This is a genomic window from Microbacterium invictum (genome assembly GCF_034421375.1).
GTDB classification, from domain to species: Bacteria; Actinomycetota; Actinomycetes; order Actinomycetales; family Microbacteriaceae; genus Microbacterium; species Microbacterium invictum_A.
Genome location: NZ_CP139779.1, coordinates 105,189 through 119,729 on the forward strand (window position 1 = coordinate 105,189; position 14,541 = coordinate 119,729).

Sequence of the window (14,541 nt, forward strand, 5' to 3'; positions counted from 1 at the left end):
ACGGGCCGCGCGGCTGTCAGACTCGAGCGCGTGGATCGCATCACACCGGGGATCGTCGCCCTCTTCCTCGGCGCAGCCGCGGGCTTCGCGCTGTTCGTGCCGTTCGTCGCGATCTCGTATCGTCGCCGTGGACAGCTCAGCGCCGGCCGACTGGTGCTGTGGTCGGCGGCCCTGGTGTATTTCTGGGCGATCTGGGCGTACACCCTCGTCCCGCTCCCCGACGGAATCGCCTATCGCTGCGCCGGGGTGAACCTCGATCCCACGACGTTCGTCCGTGACATCCGCGGCGCCTTCGACGGCGTGGGGTCGCCGCTGGCCGACCCCGCCCTCCTGCAGCTGGGACTGAACATCCTGCTGTTCGTTCCGCTCGGCTTCTTCCTCCGGGTGCTCGGCGGGCGGGGCATCGTCTTCGCGCTCCTGGTGGGCTTCGGCCTGTCGCTCCTGATCGAGACCACGCAACTGACCGGCGTCTGGGGCATCTATCCCTGCGCCTACCGCGTGTTCGACGTCGTCGACCTCATCACGAACACCCTCGGCGCGGGGCTCGGTGCTCTGCTATCTCTGGCCGTGCCGCGGGCGCTGCGCGGGTCACCCCCGGCACCCGATGCCGACCGACCTCGCCCGGTGACCCGCCGCCGGCGCCTGCTGGCGATGGTGTGCGACGTGCTGGTCTACCTGTTCCTCGGCGCGGCCGTGTCGGTGGCGACGCAGCTGTGGCTGCAGTTCGTGATCGGCGACACCGACGCCGTGACGGACGGTGCGGTCGCGTCCGTCACCGGAAGCGTGGTTGCCATCGGCACCGTGGTCACAGTGATCCTCGTGACCGGGCGTTCCCTCGGCGATATCGCGGTGCAGCTGCGGTACGCCGACGGTCAACTGCCGACGTCGGTCATGCGATTCCTGCGCGCGGTCGGCGGGATTGGCGGCTTCGCCGTCCTCGACGCCCTCACGCGCGACAACGGGGCGTGGGCCTCGCTCTTCGCCGTCGCCGCGATCGTCCTCGCACTCGCGACGAAAGACGGACGCGGCCTGCCCGGACTCATCTCCGGACAGCGACTCACCGACGCGCGAGGAACTCCCGCGCCGCGGTGACGAGGTTCGCCACCCCGTTGTCGAGGGTGGGCTGGAGCATCGGGGCGAAGAAGGGCGAGTGGTTGGTGGGGATGTCGCGTTCGATGCGACCGGATGCGGCGGCCTCGGCGTAGACCTGCGGGTCGACGCCGCCCCAGAACCAGAACACCAGGGGCGCGCCCGCTTCGCGGGCGAACCACGACACGTCCTCGCTGCCCGTGAACATCCCGGGGTCGACGACCTTGTCGTCGCCGAAGGCGCGGGCGAACGCAGCGCGCAGGCGCGCGGTCGCGTCGTCGTCGTTGATCGTCGGCGGCAGGCTGTGGTCGACGCGGATGACCGGCTCCTCCTCGGCGCCGGAGGCCTGCGCCTCGGCCCGGACGATGCGCTCCACCTTCTCCAGCACCCGGGCGCGGGCCTCGTCGTCGGGGTAGCGGAGGCTGAGTTCGAGCACGGCCTCGGCGGGGATGATGTTGTTCTTCAGGCCCGCGTGGATCGATCCGACGGTGACCACGGCGACATCGCGCGGGTCGGTCTCACGCGAGACGACCGTCTGCAGGCGCATCACCGTCGCCGCGGCCATCACGACCGGGTCGATCGTCGAATGCGGGCGCGACCCGTGACCGCCTCGGCCGAGGAGGGTGACCCGCAGCCCGTCGGAGGCGGCCATCTGGGTTCCCGGGCGCACACCGATCGTGCCGGCCGGGAGCGGGGTGACGTGCTGGCCGAGCACGATGTCGGGGCGGGGGAAGCGGTCGAGCACACCGTCGGCGATCATCGCCTGCGACCCGGCGCCGTACTCCTCGGCGGGCTGGAAGACCGCGACGATTGTGCCGCGCCACTGGGCGGTGGTGGCGACGAGGCGCTCGAGGGCACCGAGCAGGGCGGTGACGTGCATGTCGTGCCCGCACGCGTGCATCACCGGAACGGCGAGGCCGTGCGGGTCGATGCCGCGCGCGGTGCTGGCGTAGGCCAGACCGGTGCGCTCCTCGACGGGGAGGCCGTCCATGTCGGCGCGGAGCCACACCACCGGTCCGCGCTCGCCGTCGTCCGCGCCGGAGTCCTGCGAGGCATCGTGGTCAGCTGCACCGTCGTTGCGGATCACGGCGACCAGACCCGTGCGCCCGACGCCCTCTTCGAACTCGATCCCGAGCTCCGTCAGACGCTGCGCGATGACGCCGGCGGTGCGGGTCTCTTGGAATGACAGCTCGGGATGACGGTGGAGGTCGGTGTAGATCGCATCGAGGTCGAGGGCCATACCGCCGAGCCTAACCTGCGGGCGCGCGGCCGTTCCGGGCGGCGTCGCCCCGTGCGGCCGGGTGTCAGCCCGCCGCGCGGGCGGTCGAGCCGCGCACGATCAGCTCGTACGGCAGGCGCCGCGAGGGGCGGTCTTCGGGCGGCACCGTCGCGTCGATCTCGGCGAGGATCGCCGCGGCGGCCCGCTCGCCCTGGCCGAGGGGGAACTGGTCGACCGTGGAGAGCCGGAAGAACTCGCCGAGCTCGTGCCCGTCGATGCCGATGACCGAAAGGTCCTCGGGCACGCGATAGCCGAGCTCGCGCGCGGCGAGCAGCGCCCCGATCGCCATCTCGTCCGAGGCGGCGAAGATCGCCGTGGGGCGCTCGCCGGGGCGTCCGAGCAGCTGCTTGGCGGCGCGGAAGCCGCCCTCGATCGTGAAGTCGGCCGGTTCGTAGAGGGCCGGCCGGGCAGGGAAGCCGGCGTCGGCCAGCGCCTGCTCGAACCCCTGCCGCCGCTGGGTCGGCACGTGGAAGTCGACGTCGAACTCGGGGCTCGCGCCGATGTGGGCGATGTCGCGATGGCCGAGGGCGAGGAGGTGTTCGGTGGCGAGCCGGGCCACGGCGACGTCATCCATCGTCAGGGTGTCCAGCCGCGGGCTCGGCCCCCCGATGGCGATGACCGGCAGATCGAGCTGGCGCAGCCGTTCGAGCTCCTCCTCGCCGAGCTCGAGCGAGATCGCGATGACGCCGTCCACGCGCTGGCGGCGCAGGAAGTTCTCGAAGATCGCGTGCCGCTCGGCGGCGTCGTTGGTCAGGCTGTACAGCGTGATGTCGTAGCCGCGGCGCATGAGCGAGGTCGAGATGCCGCTCAGCACCGTGCTGAAGAACCAGCGGTCGAGGAACGGCACGAGCACGCCGATGTTGCGCCGGCGGCCCGACGCCAGGCTCGACGCCGACGCCGACACGACGTAGCCGAGGCTCTTCGCGGCATCCTCGACCCTCGTCTTGGCTGTGGCCGAGACATGGCCCCGGCCGCTCAGGGCGCGGGAGACCGTGGCGGTGGACACGCCTGCCAGGCGTGCCACCTCATCGATGCTGACCACGTCGCCCCCTCGCGTTAGCCGCGCCGCCCCGCGGGCGGTGCCGTTCAGTCCTCGGTGAGCCAGACCGCGGTGTCGACGGGCAGCGATCGACCGTCGATCGGGCCGCTCGCGACCAGGATCTCACCCGCGGGCAGCTCCACCGGTGCGCCGCCGAGGTTCGCGACCACGCGCACCGGGCCGTTGCGGAACGCCACGACGTCGGCGCCGAACCCGTCGAGCCACTCGAGCTTGCCGGCACCCAGCTGGTGGGTGCGGCGCTCGGCGAGCAGGCTGCGGTAGAGCGACAGGGTCGAGGCGCCGTCGGCGCGCTGGACGTCACGAGCCAGCGTCGTCCAGTCGGCCGGCTGCGGCAGCCAGGCTTCGCCGGTGCTGCTGAAGCCGAATGCGGGCGCGTCGCTCTGCCACGGCAGCGGCACGCGGCACCCGTCGCGGCCGTATCGCTCGCCGCCGGTGCGGAACCAGGTCGGGTCCTGACGGGCGTCATCGGGCAGGTCGACGACCTCGGGAAGGCCGAGCTCCTCGCCCTGGTAGAGGTACGACGACCCGGGCAGGGCCAGCATGACGGTCGTCGCCGCGCGGGCACGCCGCAGTCCGACATCTGGGATCGGCTTGCCGGGCGACTTCGGACCGATGCCGTGGCCCTGCGGGTTCTCGGCCGTCAGCGCCAGGCGCGAGGCGTGGCGGACGACATCGTGGTTCGACAGCACCCAGGTGCTGGGGGCGCCGACGCCCGGGAATGCCCGCAGCGACTCGTCGATGACCTCGCGCAGCTCATCAGCGTTCCACGGCGTGGAGAGGTACGGGAAGTTGAACGCCTGGTGCATCTCGTCCGAGCGCACCCAGAGCGCCGTCTTGTCGGCCGTGGGCAGCCATGCCTCGGCGGCGAGGACGCGGTCGCCCTCGTACTGGTCGAGGAGCTCGTGCCAGTCGCGGTAGACGTCGTGCACGCCGTCCTGGCCCCAGTAGGGGACGTTGACTTCGCCGCCGCCCATCGAGTCGGCGGTGGACGGCGGGGTGTAGTCGGGCAGGCCCTCAGCCTTCACCAGGCCGTGGGCGACGTCGACGCGGAAGCCGTCGACGCCGCGGTCGAGCCAGAAGCGCAGGATGCGACGGAATTCCTCGCGCACCTCTTCGTTGGTCCAGTCGAAGTCGGGCTGCGAGGTGTCGAAGAGGTGCAGGTACCACTGGCCGGGGGTGCCGTCGGCCTCGGTCACGCGCGTCCACGCCGGGCCGCCGAACACCGAGTCCCAGTTGTTCGGGGGCACGTCGCCGTCGATGCCGCGACCCTCGCGGAAGATGTAGCGCGCACGCTCCGGGCTGCCGGGCGCGGCGGCCAGAGCCTGCTGGAACCACTCGTGCTGGTCGGAGGAGTGGTTGGGGACGAGGTCGACGATGACCCGGATGCCGCGGGCGTGCGCGGCCTCGAGCATGTCGTCGAAGTCGGCGAGCGTGCCGAAGAGCGGGTCGACGTCGCAGTAGTCGGCGACGTCGTAGCCGGCGTCCTTCTGGGGACTGCGCATGAAGGGCGAGAGCCAGATCGCGTCGACACCGAGCTCGGCGAGATCGTCGAGGTGAGCGGTGACGCCCGGGAGGTCGCCGATGCCGTCACCGGAGGTGTCGGCGAACGAGCGGGGATAGATCTGGTAGATGACGGCGGTGCGCCACCACTCGGAACCGGGGGTGGAGGCGCGGTCGGCGGGGGTTGTGACCGTATCGGGCGAAGTCATGCGCTCACAATACTGCAAGCGCTTACATTTCCCTGAGTGTGTTTCACGCGCGGCTGTGTTTCGCGCGAGACTAAGGTGGCGGGGTGAACGCTTCCGGCCCCCTCGCTCGCGCCGAATCGCTGATCGCCGTCATCCCCGACTACCCGTCGCCCGGCATCCAGTTCCGCGACATCACGCCTCTCCTCGCCGATGCCGACGCGTTCCGCGCCGTGATCGACGCGCTCATCGCCCCCTTTGCGGGCACCTTCGACGTCGTCGCGGGCGTGGAAGCCCGCGGGTTCCTCCTCGCCGCCGCTGCGGCGATCGCCGCCGACACCGGCGTCGTGCCGGTGCGGAAGGCCGGCAAGCTCCCGCGGCCGGCTGCCGCGGTCGACTACGCCCTCGAGTACGGCCAGGCGACGATCGAGGTGCACGACGACCTGCCCCGCGGTGCGCGTGTGCTGCTCGTCGACGACGTGCTCGCCACTGGCGGCACCCTCGCTGCCGCCCACGAGCTGTTCACCGCCGTCGGCGCCGAGGTCACCGGCACCGCGGTGCTCCTCGAGCTCGAGGCGCTGGGCGGTCGGGAGGTGCTGGGTCGCGTGGAACGCGACATCCACACCGTCTTCCGCGCATGACCGCCTGAACCCGAACCCTGGCGCTTGACCCTGACACGGTGTCAGGCTCTGTCGTGGAATCACCATGTTGAGTATCGGAGAATTCGCCCGGCTGGCCGGAGTGTCGGTCCGGATGCTGCGCCACTACGACCACCTCGGTCTGCTCGTCCCCGAGCGTGTCGACCCCTGGAGCGGCTACCGCTCGTACGGGGCCGCACAGCTCGAGCGCGCCAACCGCATCGTCGCCCTGAAGGATCTCGGGTTCACCCTCGATCAGGTCGGACGGATGCTGGACGGCGGCCTCTCGCAGGAGGACATCGCGCTCCTCCTCAGCGAGCGGCGCGAGGAGCTGAGGTCGCAGATCGCTGCAGACCGGCATCGGCTCGCCGCTGTCGAGGCGCGTCTCCGCGTCATCCAGAAGGAGATTCCCATGACGGAATACATCGAAACCGCTCTGCCCGAACTGCACGTCGTGCAGCAGACCGCGCGCATCGAGGAGATGTCGCAGATCGAGGCCGAGATCGGCTACATGTTCACGCGGGTGAACGAGGCCATCGCCGCCGCGGGGGCGCCGCACGTCGGCCCCGGGGTGGCGATCTACACCACCGACGGCGACGGCATGATCGCCGCCGCGGCGGAGCAGATCGGGGATGCCGAAACCCCGCCGGGGCTCGAGCGGGCCACCGTGCCCGCGGCATCCCGCGCTCTCACCGGACGCTACGAGGCCGACGACCTGCTGGGGATCCAGCGCGCGTGGCAGGACCTCGTCGCCGAGGGCGAGCGACGGGGACTGTCACCGGCCGGGCCTGCCCGCGAGGTGTACCTCGAGACGCCGATGGACCCGGCCGGCACCCGCTGGGTCGTCGACCTGCAGCAGCCGGTCGGCTGACCCGGCGCTGCGCCGCGCCCGCACCGCGCTGCGCCGCACTGCACCCGCACCGCCGAGACCCACCATCCCCGCCGAGACCCACCGCGCCAGGGTGGGTCTCGGCGGCGGAGGTGGGTCTCGGTGGTGAACCGACGAGCTCGGGCGCACGACGGGTGTCGAAAAGCGACACCCGGCTCCGACACACTGAGAGGGCCGCGCGCCGCGGCCGGAAAAGAGGGAGTTCCGATGCAGTACCTGATCCTGATCCACAACAGCCCGGCCGTGATCGACCTGTTCGCGAAGATGAGCGACGAGGAGAGGAAGGCGGCCTTCCAGATCTACTGGGACGTCGAATCCGACCTGCAGGCCTCGGGCGAACTGGTCGACTCCAAGGCCCTCGACACCGACGCCCAGAAGCACGTCGCCCGCGGCGCAGACGGCCCGGTCGTCACCGATGCGCCTCTTCCCGAACTGACCGAAGTGGTCTCGGGCTACTACCTCGTGGATGTCGCCGACGAGGCCCGGGCCGCCGAGATCGCCGCGCTGTTCCCCGAGGCTCTCGTGCCCGGCGGGATGCGCATCGCGCGCATCTGGACTGACGCGGACTTCGCCGCGAACACGTGAAGCCGTCGCCGCTCGGGGCGCTGACCGCCGCCGTGCGGTCGGCCGCCCCGCGCGCCCTCGCGGTGATGGTGCGCCGGACCGGGTCGTTCGACGACGCGGAGGATGCGGTCCAAGAGGCTCTCCTCGCGGCCTGGGCCCAGTGGCCGCGCGAGGGGATCCCCGACCACCCCGCGGCGTGGCTCGTGTCGGTGGCGTCGCGCCGGTACGTCGATGCGGTCCGATCGGATGCTGCGCGGCGGGCGCGCGAGGAGAGGTCGGCCAGGGAGGAGCCGGGCGGCGACGCCGTGCAGGCCGACGACACGCTGCGCCTGTTCCTCCTGTGCTGCCACCCGACGCTGTCGCCGGCGTCGCAGATGGCGCTCACCCTGCGCTGCGTCGGGGGGCTGACCACGCGCGAGATCGCACGCGGTCTGCTGGCCGCTGAGTCCGCGGTCGCGCAGCGGATCTCGCGGGCGAAGGCGGCCCTGCGCGGGGTGCCGCTCGAGTCGGCGGGCGCGCTCGCGGACCGCGTCCCGGTGCTCCTCGACGTGCTGAGCCTCATCCACACCGAGGCGCACTCGGCCGTCGAGGGTGAGGACATCACGCGTCCGCTCCTCAGCGCCGAGGCGCTGCGCCTCGCGCGGCTCCTCCTCTCCCTCGCGCGCCCCGACGATCCCTGGCGTCCCGAGGCGATGGGCCTTGTGGCCCTGATGCTCCTCACCGATGCGCGGGCACCTGCCCGAGTGGACGCCGACGGCGTGCTGGTTCCCCTCGCGCTCCAGGACCGGTCGCTGTGGCGCGCCGACCTCATCGCCGAGGGCGCCGCGTTGCTCACTGACGCGCTCACGCGGGAGCGCGCGGGGCGCTATCAGGTGCGTGCGGCCATCGCCGCCGTCCACGATGAGGCGGTGACGGCGGATGACACCGACTGGCGACAGATCCTCGGACTGTACGAGGTGCTCCGCCGCCTCGACCCGGGTCCGGTGAGCGAGCTCGGCCGCGCCGTCGCGGTGGGGGAGGTGATCGGCCCCGCGGCCGGTCTGCAGATCGTCGCCGCATGGGAGGGGCAGGCCTCGCCGCTTCGCGTCGCGGCGGTGCGCGCACACCTCCTCGATCGGGCGGATCGGGCGGCGGAGGCGGGGCGGGAGTACGAGCTCGCCGCGCGACTCACCCGCAACGGCGCAGAGCGCCGATGGTTCCTCCGCAAGGCCGGTGAACTTCATCATTGACACTGTGATTCAGATACTGAAGTATTGCGGACATGGACAAGCGCACCTACGGCCAGTTCTGCGGACTCACCCGCGGGGCAGACCTGCTCGGCGGTCGATGGACGCTTCCGATCGTGCGCGACCTCCTTCTCGGCCCGGCGCGCTTCGGCGAACTGCAGGCTGCCTTCCCCGGCATCTCGACAGCCCAGCTGACCGCGAGGCTCAAGGAGCTTGAGGCGGAGGGCATCGTGCAGCGCGAGGTCGGCGAGATGCGCGGTGTCCGTTATGCGCTCACGTCCTGGGGGCGTCAGCTCGAGCCGGTCATCACCGCTCTCGGACGCTGGGGCGCCATGCGGATGGATGTGCCGCGCGAGGGCGAGATCGTCACGGCCGCCGGCATGGCCACGATGCTGCGCACCGGGTTCGCCGGCCGCGCCGCCGACGGCCCCGCGCTGCCGACGACGTTCGAGATCTTTGCTGATGGCCTTGTCGCCCACGGCACGGTGATGGGCGACCTTATCGACGTCGCGGTCGGCCCCGCCGACGCCCCCGATCTGCGCCTTTCGGCGGGCGACCACTTCCGCGCGTTCGTCGCCGGCGAGCTGACCGCCGATGAGTACGCCGCCCTGCCCGGCGTCACGGTCGAGGGGGATGCCTCGCTGCTCCCGATGTTCGCCGACCTCTTCCGTGTCCCGTTCGAGCCCGCCGCCTGACGTTCACGCATCCACCCGCCGCATCACTCAATGGAGAACGACATGTCCGGACAGGCCTATCTGACAACGATCGAGCAGCAGACCGGCAAGACGCCCCGCGAGCTCATCGCACTCGCCAATGAGGCGGGGCTCACCTCTGAGTCGAAGGCGGGTGAGATCGGCTCCTACTTCACGAGCGAGCACGGCCTCGGCCACGGTCACGCGATGACCCTGGCTCAGGTCATCCGCCACCTAGACGACATCGACCTCGCCAACGCCACGCCGGCCGGTCCGCCGCCCGGCTCCATCGGTCGTCTCTGGCTCGACGGGGCAGCCACGAACCCCGCCTGAGCACCACGATCAGCCAACCCGCGACAGGTGACACGGGCGACACAGGGGAACAAGGAGAACACGATGGACACCGTCGCAATCCCGGCGGATGCGCTCCGCATCCCCGGCAGCCGCACACTGCGTTTCGAGGGTGCCGCCCACGGCGCCGGGATCTCGTTCTTCCTGGTCACCGCCGATCCCGGCCAAGGTCCCGAGCTGCACCGGCACCCCTATGACGAAACCTGGATCGTCCTCGACGGCGAGGCCACGATAAGGGTGGATGACGCCGAGGTCGTCGCCCGGTCCGGCGACACCGCCGTGGTCGGCGCCGGCCGTTGGCACGGCTTCATCAACAGCGGAACGGGCACTCTCCGGATCGTGTGCATTCACGCGTCCGCCGTCATGATCCAGGAAGACCGGTCACTGGTCGACGGGTAGGTCACGGTTCCTTTCCCACGCGCGGCCGGAAGATTCCTGGCGTCCCGACGCGATGGGCGTTGTGGCCCTCGTGGTCCTCACGCTGCCGGGAACCCACGACGCGCGCGCGAGATCGACGCGCACACCCGTGTCGCCGTCGAGGAACGGTGTGCCTTCTTCGCGGTACTTCGCCCGTGTCGCTTCGACGGCGTGCGGGTACGGGCGCCCATCGGCGGTCACCACTCGCCACCAGGGGATCTCGTGGCCGCCGTGGTGCAGGATCCGTCCGACCCCTCGGGCCGACGTCCCTGTCGCGCGGCCGATCTCGCCATAGGTCGTCACGCGTCCCGGCGGGATGTCCCGAACCACGTGGAGGACGCTCTCCGACAACTCCGTCATGATCCCTCTCCTCGTGCGATCGCCGGCGGCTGAGTCTCCGACATCGTCTGCAGGACGAAGTCGACCTCGGGCGAACGTGCGCCGTTGGCTTCCACCGTCAAGACATGCCTCCCCGGGTAGTACCGGCGTGTGGTGATGCGCCGGAACGAGTGGGTCTTCGACACCGTCACCTCCTCGCCCGCGGCGAGGCTGCGGGTGGCGAGGACGAACGTCTTCGGGCTCATCGATCCGTTGGCGCGCAGGAAGCCGATCGTGTAGTTGATGGAGGCGACGGCGTCGCGATCTCCCTCGTTCTCGATCCGAGCGGTGAAGGTGATCGATCCCTCGGGAGCGACCACCTCTGTCGAGAGCTGGACCGGCCCGACCCTCAGCCGGTCTCCCGAGTATCCGACCAAGGCGAGCGCAGCCGGGTCGGCCCGTTTCACCAGGGTCCGCAACCCGTGCCGGACGACGCGCGCGGTGTTCTCGTCGGGATCCGTGGTCCATGCTCGCGCGTGGGCGACGGCGACAGCCGGACTGAGCCGGCTGAGGTCGTTCAGATGATTGGCCACCGAGCGCCGGACGTACTCCGATCGATCGCGGTAGAGCGCATCGAGGATGGGTCCGGTGGCGTCGGGGTTGTCCACCAACCAGGGAACTCGTCTGCCCCAGGGCAGATGAGAGCGCGTTCCTTCGCTGGCCAGACGGCGCACATGTTCGTTCTCATCAGCCGTCCAGCCCAGAACCGACGTGAGGGCGCGTTCCGGACGCGCGAGGAGCATGTTCCTGATGGCGAACTCGCTGCTCAGTCGTGTGGTCAGTCGCGCGAGCAGCGCCATCGCGGAATCGAAGGCGCGCTCGGACCCCTCCTCCAGGGCTCGCGTCGCGACGAACTCCGTCGTCGGCCAGACGATCCAGCCGGTGAACCGGGGCTGCGAGAGTAGCCCGTCGATGATCTCTTCCGTCGCGACGAAGCCGCCCGGCAGATCGGCCAGCATGGCGCCTCTCACGAGATCCACGCGTTCTCGCAGCCGACGGTCGTCCACCATGACGCGCGTCAGTTCCAGCTGCGGTGTCGCGACCGTCGGCACGACGGTCGAGAGCGATTCGCGCAGGAGGTCGATCGCCGCCGCGTTGATCAGCTCGTCCATGGCTCCCACGGGGTGCTCCTCCCATCATGCGGACGTGCGAAACATTTACTGTCCTCTTGGACAGTACCATAATAATGTCCGCTGGGACACCTTCGTCTGTACAGTGGGGCTGTGGCTGATCAGACAGGCGCGGAGGCGGCGCGACCCCGCCAGGCGAGCGACTTCCCCTATCGTTCGGAGCTGCTGGCGAATCTGAGCGCGCTGATCCTTCTGTGGGATTCACCCGCGTTCCAGGGGCAGATCCTCGCCAAGACCGGGGAGAGCATCGATCAGCAGTCGCATGCCACGCTGCGCCACCTTCTCGCGTGGGGTCCGATGCGACCCACGGCACTGTCGGAGGTGCTCGCCACGGGGGCGTCCCATGTCAGCAAGATCGTCCGACGACTCGAGGCGGCGGGCTGGGTGACGCGGGGGACCGATCCATCCGACGGGCGGGCGACACTCATCTCCCTCACCGAGGAGGGCGAGAAGGCGGCGCACAGCGTCTACGCGCTGGGTGACCGGATGATCGCCGAGGTCCTCGACGGCTGGACCGAGAAGGACGTCCAGGAGTACACGGCGCTGACGTCCCGCTTCGTCAAGGATGCGATCGCCTCCGCAGAGCGGATGCTCGAGCGAGGCCTTCTGCCGGCGGCCACCGAGTAGCCCGTCGCGCGTTCCTCGTGGCCCCGAGCGGGTCGGGAAAACGGAGGAGGCTGTCCCCGTATGGGAACAGCCTCCTCCGCTCCGACGTGCTCAGACCGCCGCGGACGCGAAGTCCAGCGCGACGATCCGGCCGTCGTCGTTCAGTCGGAACTGGTACTCGAGCTCGACGACGCCACCGGGGAAGTCTCCTTCGATCCGGTACGAGGCGCCGACCATCTCGTCGTCCTTCCGTGCCCCCAGGAACGTGACGGTCGTCGAGAACAGGTCGATCGTCTCGTCGACCCACGAGTCGATCTCGTCCTGCCCGCGGTGCGTGCGTCCCTCGTCGGAGACGGTCGCGTCCTTCGCGAAGAGTGCCTTCACCTTCGCGCGGTCATGGGCCTGCCATCCGTCGACGAACGCAGTGACCGCGGTGGGCAGCTGCGTGGCCGGCAGCTGCGTGGTCTCCCGTGTGTTCTCCATCTTCTTCTCCTTCTCTCCCGGGGTGTCCGACGGTCTCGAACACCGCACCTCAAATACCGTCCTATAGGACAGTATTGCACATAGTGTCCTAAAGGACAACATCTGTTCGTCGCAACGCGCATATGATCGAGCCGTGCTCGTGCTCGCGGCGGTCGTCCTCTTCATCAATGCGCTGTTCAACGTCGTGGTGTGGCCGCGGTTCTACCCGCGCATCGCGAACGACCCCCGCGCCCGCGATGCCGAGGGGCGCCGCACGGCGTTCTTCCGCGTGCACGTCGTGCTGATCACGATCGCGCTCGTGCTCGCGGTGGTGAGCGTCGGGGTCGGAATCGCCCTTCTCGTCGCCGGCTGACCCCGGGCCGGATTGCCCGGATGTTTCCGCCGGTGAACGTCGCGCGACAACCGTGGCCGCGCGCTTCTGTCGCGAGCCGGCACCCCCTACCGTCGACCCATGACCACTGACGAGAAGGCGGACGAAGCGACGCAGCCGACGGGCAAGCAGGCCGCCCGGCGCGCCCGCGCCGCCGAGAACACCGTCGACGGCGTCCCGCCGCTCGCGCGGCTCTTCCCCCTGGGTCTCCAGCACGTCCTGGCGATGTACGCCGGCGCCGTCGCGGTGCCGCTCATCGTCGGCGGCGCGCTCGGCTACTCCGCCGAGGACCTCGCGTTCCTGATCAGCGCCGACCTCTTCGTCGCGGGGATCGCGACCATCATCCAGTCCGTGGGGTTCTGGCGCTTCGGAGTGCGGCTCCCGCTCATGCAGGGCGTGACCTTCGCCGCGGTCGGGCCGATGATCGCGATCGGTCAGGCCGAAGGCATCCAGGCGATCTTCGGGGCGACGATCGCGTGCGGTCTGTTCATGATCCTCGTCGCACCGTTCTTCTCGCAGCTGTTGAGATTCTTTCCGCCGATCGTGACGGGCACCGTCATCCTCATCATCGGCCTTTCGCTCATGCGGGTCGCCGCGGGCTGGATCGTGGATGGCTCGGAAGAGGGCGCTCCACCGGTCAACGTCGCCTTCGCCGCCGGCACGCTCCTCGTCATCATCCTCATCGAGCGCTTCGCGCCGCCGGCGCTGCAGCGCGTCTCAGTCCTGCTCGGGCTCGCGATCGGCACCGTGGCGGCGCTCTTCGTACCCGGGATGGTCGACTGGTCGGGCGTCGGCGAGGCGGGCTGGTTCGCCCTGGTCACCCCGTTCCACTTCGGTCTGCCGACGTTCCAGGTCGCCTCGGTGGTGTCGCTCATCATCGTGGGGATCGTCATCATGACCGAGACGACCGGCGACATGATCGCCGTCGGCGAGATCGTCGACAAGCCGGTCACCCGCCGGCGCCTCGCCGACGGCCTGCGTGCCGACGGCCTCGGCACCGTCATCGGCGGCGTGTTCAACACCTTCCCGTACACCGCCTTCGCGCAGAACGTCGGTCTCGTCTCGCTCACCGGCGTGCGCTCACGCTGGGTGGCGACAGCGGCGGGAGTCATCCTGGTAGTCCTCGGGCTCATCCCGAAGATCTCAGCGGTGGTCGAGGGGGTGCCGCGCGCGGTGCTCGGCGGCGCGGGCATCGCCCTGTTCGGGATGGTCGCGGCGTCGGGCATCCGCACCCTGTCGAAGGTGCGCTTCGACAACAAGAACGTGCTTATCGTGGCGATCTCGGTCGGCGTCGCGCTCCTTCCCACCGTCGCCCCGACGATCTACGACCAGTTCCCGCAGTGGTTCACCCTCATCTTCGATTCGGGGATCAGCGCCGGGGCGATCACGGCGATCCTGCTGAACCTGCTGCTGAACACCGAGGAGATGCGGGCGAGCCGGACCGGGCAACCCGCGTTCTCTGCCCACGATGCCGTCCGCGGGCCGGCGGCCGCCGCGCTGGTGCACCCCGAGGCCCAGGGGACGGGCCTCATCCCGACGCAGGTGCTGGATGCCGACCGCCGCGCCGCCGCGGAGACGGATGCCGCCGTGCCCGGCGACGCCATGCCCGAGGAGGGCTCCGGACGGATGCCGCCGGAGCCGCCGACCCGCTGAGCCACCGACCTGCTGGGCCGCCGACCCGCCG

17 protein-coding genes are annotated in these 14,541 nt (G+C 70.4%); 11 read left to right on the plus strand and 6 right to left on the minus strand.

What is annotated here, in order from left to right; genetic code table 11:
* Positions 1 to 30: 30 nt before the first annotated feature.
* Entirely contained in the window at positions 31 to 1,092 is a 1,062-nt protein-coding gene (locus tag T9R20_RS00510; protein ID WP_322410617.1) for a VanZ family protein, read from the plus strand.
* Here the strand turns inward: T9R20_RS00510 and T9R20_RS00515 are convergent.
* The 3 genes from T9R20_RS00515 to T9R20_RS00525 form a co-directional block, all read right to left on the minus strand.
* Positions 1,058 to 2,329: an amidohydrolase gene (locus T9R20_RS00515; protein WP_322410618.1), complete on the minus strand. Its 1,272-nt coding sequence runs from the start codon at positions 2,327 to 2,329 to the stop codon at positions 1,058 to 1,060. The genes T9R20_RS00510 and T9R20_RS00515 overlap by 35 nt on opposite strands.
* Before the next feature lie 64 nt (positions 2,330 to 2,393).
* Entirely contained in the window at positions 2,394 to 3,410 is a 1,017-nt protein-coding gene (locus T9R20_RS00520; protein ID WP_322410619.1) for a LacI family DNA-binding transcriptional regulator, read from the minus strand.
* Between the two features lie 44 nt (positions 3,411 to 3,454).
* Complete coding sequence (locus tag T9R20_RS00525; protein ID WP_322410620.1) at positions 3,455 to 5,137, minus strand: glycoside hydrolase family 13 protein; 1,683 nt, start codon at positions 5,135 to 5,137, stop codon at positions 3,455 to 3,457.
* A gap of 83 nt (positions 5,138 to 5,220) precedes the next feature.
* On the opposite strand from T9R20_RS00525, the gene T9R20_RS00530 reads away from it, so the two are divergent.
* The 7 genes from T9R20_RS00530 to T9R20_RS00560 all read left to right on the plus strand — a co-directional run bounded on the left by T9R20_RS00530 (position 5,221) and on the right by T9R20_RS00560 (position 9,872).
* Positions 5,221 to 5,754 (plus strand): adenine phosphoribosyltransferase, encoded by a 534-nt coding sequence (locus tag T9R20_RS00530; protein WP_322410621.1) that lies wholly within the window; start codon positions 5,221 to 5,223, stop codon positions 5,752 to 5,754.
* A gap of 67 nt (positions 5,755 to 5,821) precedes the next feature.
* The gene (locus tag T9R20_RS00535; protein WP_322410622.1) at positions 5,822 to 6,622 is read left to right on the plus strand and encodes a MerR family transcriptional regulator; all 801 of its coding nucleotides are present in this window, start codon (positions 5,822 to 5,824) and stop codon (positions 6,620 to 6,622) included.
* Between the two features lie 225 nt (positions 6,623 to 6,847).
* Entirely contained in the window at positions 6,848 to 7,225 is a 378-nt protein-coding gene (locus T9R20_RS00540) for a YciI family protein (RefSeq protein WP_322410623.1), read from the plus strand.
* A complete protein-coding gene (locus tag T9R20_RS00545) occupies positions 7,222 to 8,433 on the plus strand; it encodes an RNA polymerase sigma factor (protein ID WP_322410624.1) in 1,212 nt (403 codons plus the stop codon). Before T9R20_RS00540 ends, T9R20_RS00545 begins: the two co-directional genes overlap by 4 nt.
* Positions 8,434 to 8,465: 32 nt before the next feature.
* A complete protein-coding gene (locus T9R20_RS00550; RefSeq protein WP_322410625.1) occupies positions 8,466 to 9,125 on the plus strand; it encodes a helix-turn-helix domain-containing protein in 660 nt (219 codons plus the stop codon).
* 42 nt (positions 9,126 to 9,167) lie between these two features.
* Positions 9,168 to 9,455 carry a DUF4287 domain-containing protein gene (locus tag T9R20_RS00555; protein ID WP_322410626.1) on the plus strand — a complete coding sequence of 96 codons (288 nt, stop codon included), beginning with the start codon at positions 9,168 to 9,170 and terminating at the stop codon, positions 9,453 to 9,455.
* Between the two features lie 63 nt (positions 9,456 to 9,518).
* Positions 9,519 to 9,872, plus strand: coding sequence for a cupin domain-containing protein (locus T9R20_RS00560; RefSeq protein ID WP_322410627.1), 354 nt, complete (start codon positions 9,519 to 9,521; stop codon positions 9,870 to 9,872).
* On the opposite strand, the gene T9R20_RS00565 is transcribed toward T9R20_RS00560, so the two are convergent.
* Together T9R20_RS00565 and T9R20_RS00570 are read right to left on the minus strand one after the other, a co-directional pair.
* Complete coding sequence (locus T9R20_RS00565; protein WP_322410628.1) at positions 9,855 to 10,250, minus strand: MGMT family protein; 396 nt, start codon at positions 10,248 to 10,250, stop codon at positions 9,855 to 9,857. The two genes, T9R20_RS00560 and T9R20_RS00565, sit on opposite strands and share 18 nt — an antisense overlap.
* Positions 10,247 to 11,380 (minus strand): hypothetical protein, encoded by a 1,134-nt coding sequence (locus T9R20_RS00570; protein WP_322412213.1) that lies wholly within the window; start codon positions 11,378 to 11,380, stop codon positions 10,247 to 10,249. Before T9R20_RS00570 ends, T9R20_RS00565 begins: the two co-directional genes overlap by 4 nt.
* A gap of 111 nt (positions 11,381 to 11,491) precedes the next feature.
* On the opposite strand from T9R20_RS00570, the gene T9R20_RS00575 reads away from it, so the two are divergent.
* Positions 11,492 to 12,025 (plus strand): MarR family winged helix-turn-helix transcriptional regulator, encoded by a 534-nt coding sequence (locus T9R20_RS00575; RefSeq protein ID WP_322410629.1) that lies wholly within the window; start codon positions 11,492 to 11,494, stop codon positions 12,023 to 12,025.
* A gap of 90 nt (positions 12,026 to 12,115) precedes the next feature.
* Here the strand turns inward: T9R20_RS00575 and T9R20_RS00580 are convergent, their stop codons facing one another.
* The gene (locus T9R20_RS00580; RefSeq protein WP_322410630.1) at positions 12,116 to 12,487 is read right to left on the minus strand and encodes a nuclear transport factor 2 family protein; all 372 of its coding nucleotides are present in this window, start codon (positions 12,485 to 12,487) and stop codon (positions 12,116 to 12,118) included.
* 133 nt (positions 12,488 to 12,620) lie between these two features.
* Here T9R20_RS00580 and T9R20_RS00585 point away from each other — a divergent pair, with 133 nt between their 5' ends.
* Entirely contained in the window at positions 12,621 to 12,839 is a 219-nt protein-coding gene (locus T9R20_RS00585; protein ID WP_322410631.1) for an SCO4848 family membrane protein, read from the plus strand.
* A gap of 99 nt (positions 12,840 to 12,938) precedes the next feature.
* The gene (locus tag T9R20_RS00590; protein WP_322410632.1) at positions 12,939 to 14,510 is read left to right on the plus strand and encodes a nucleobase:cation symporter-2 family protein; all 1,572 of its coding nucleotides are present in this window, start codon (positions 12,939 to 12,941) and stop codon (positions 14,508 to 14,510) included.
* Positions 14,511 to 14,541: the final 31 nt, after the last annotated feature.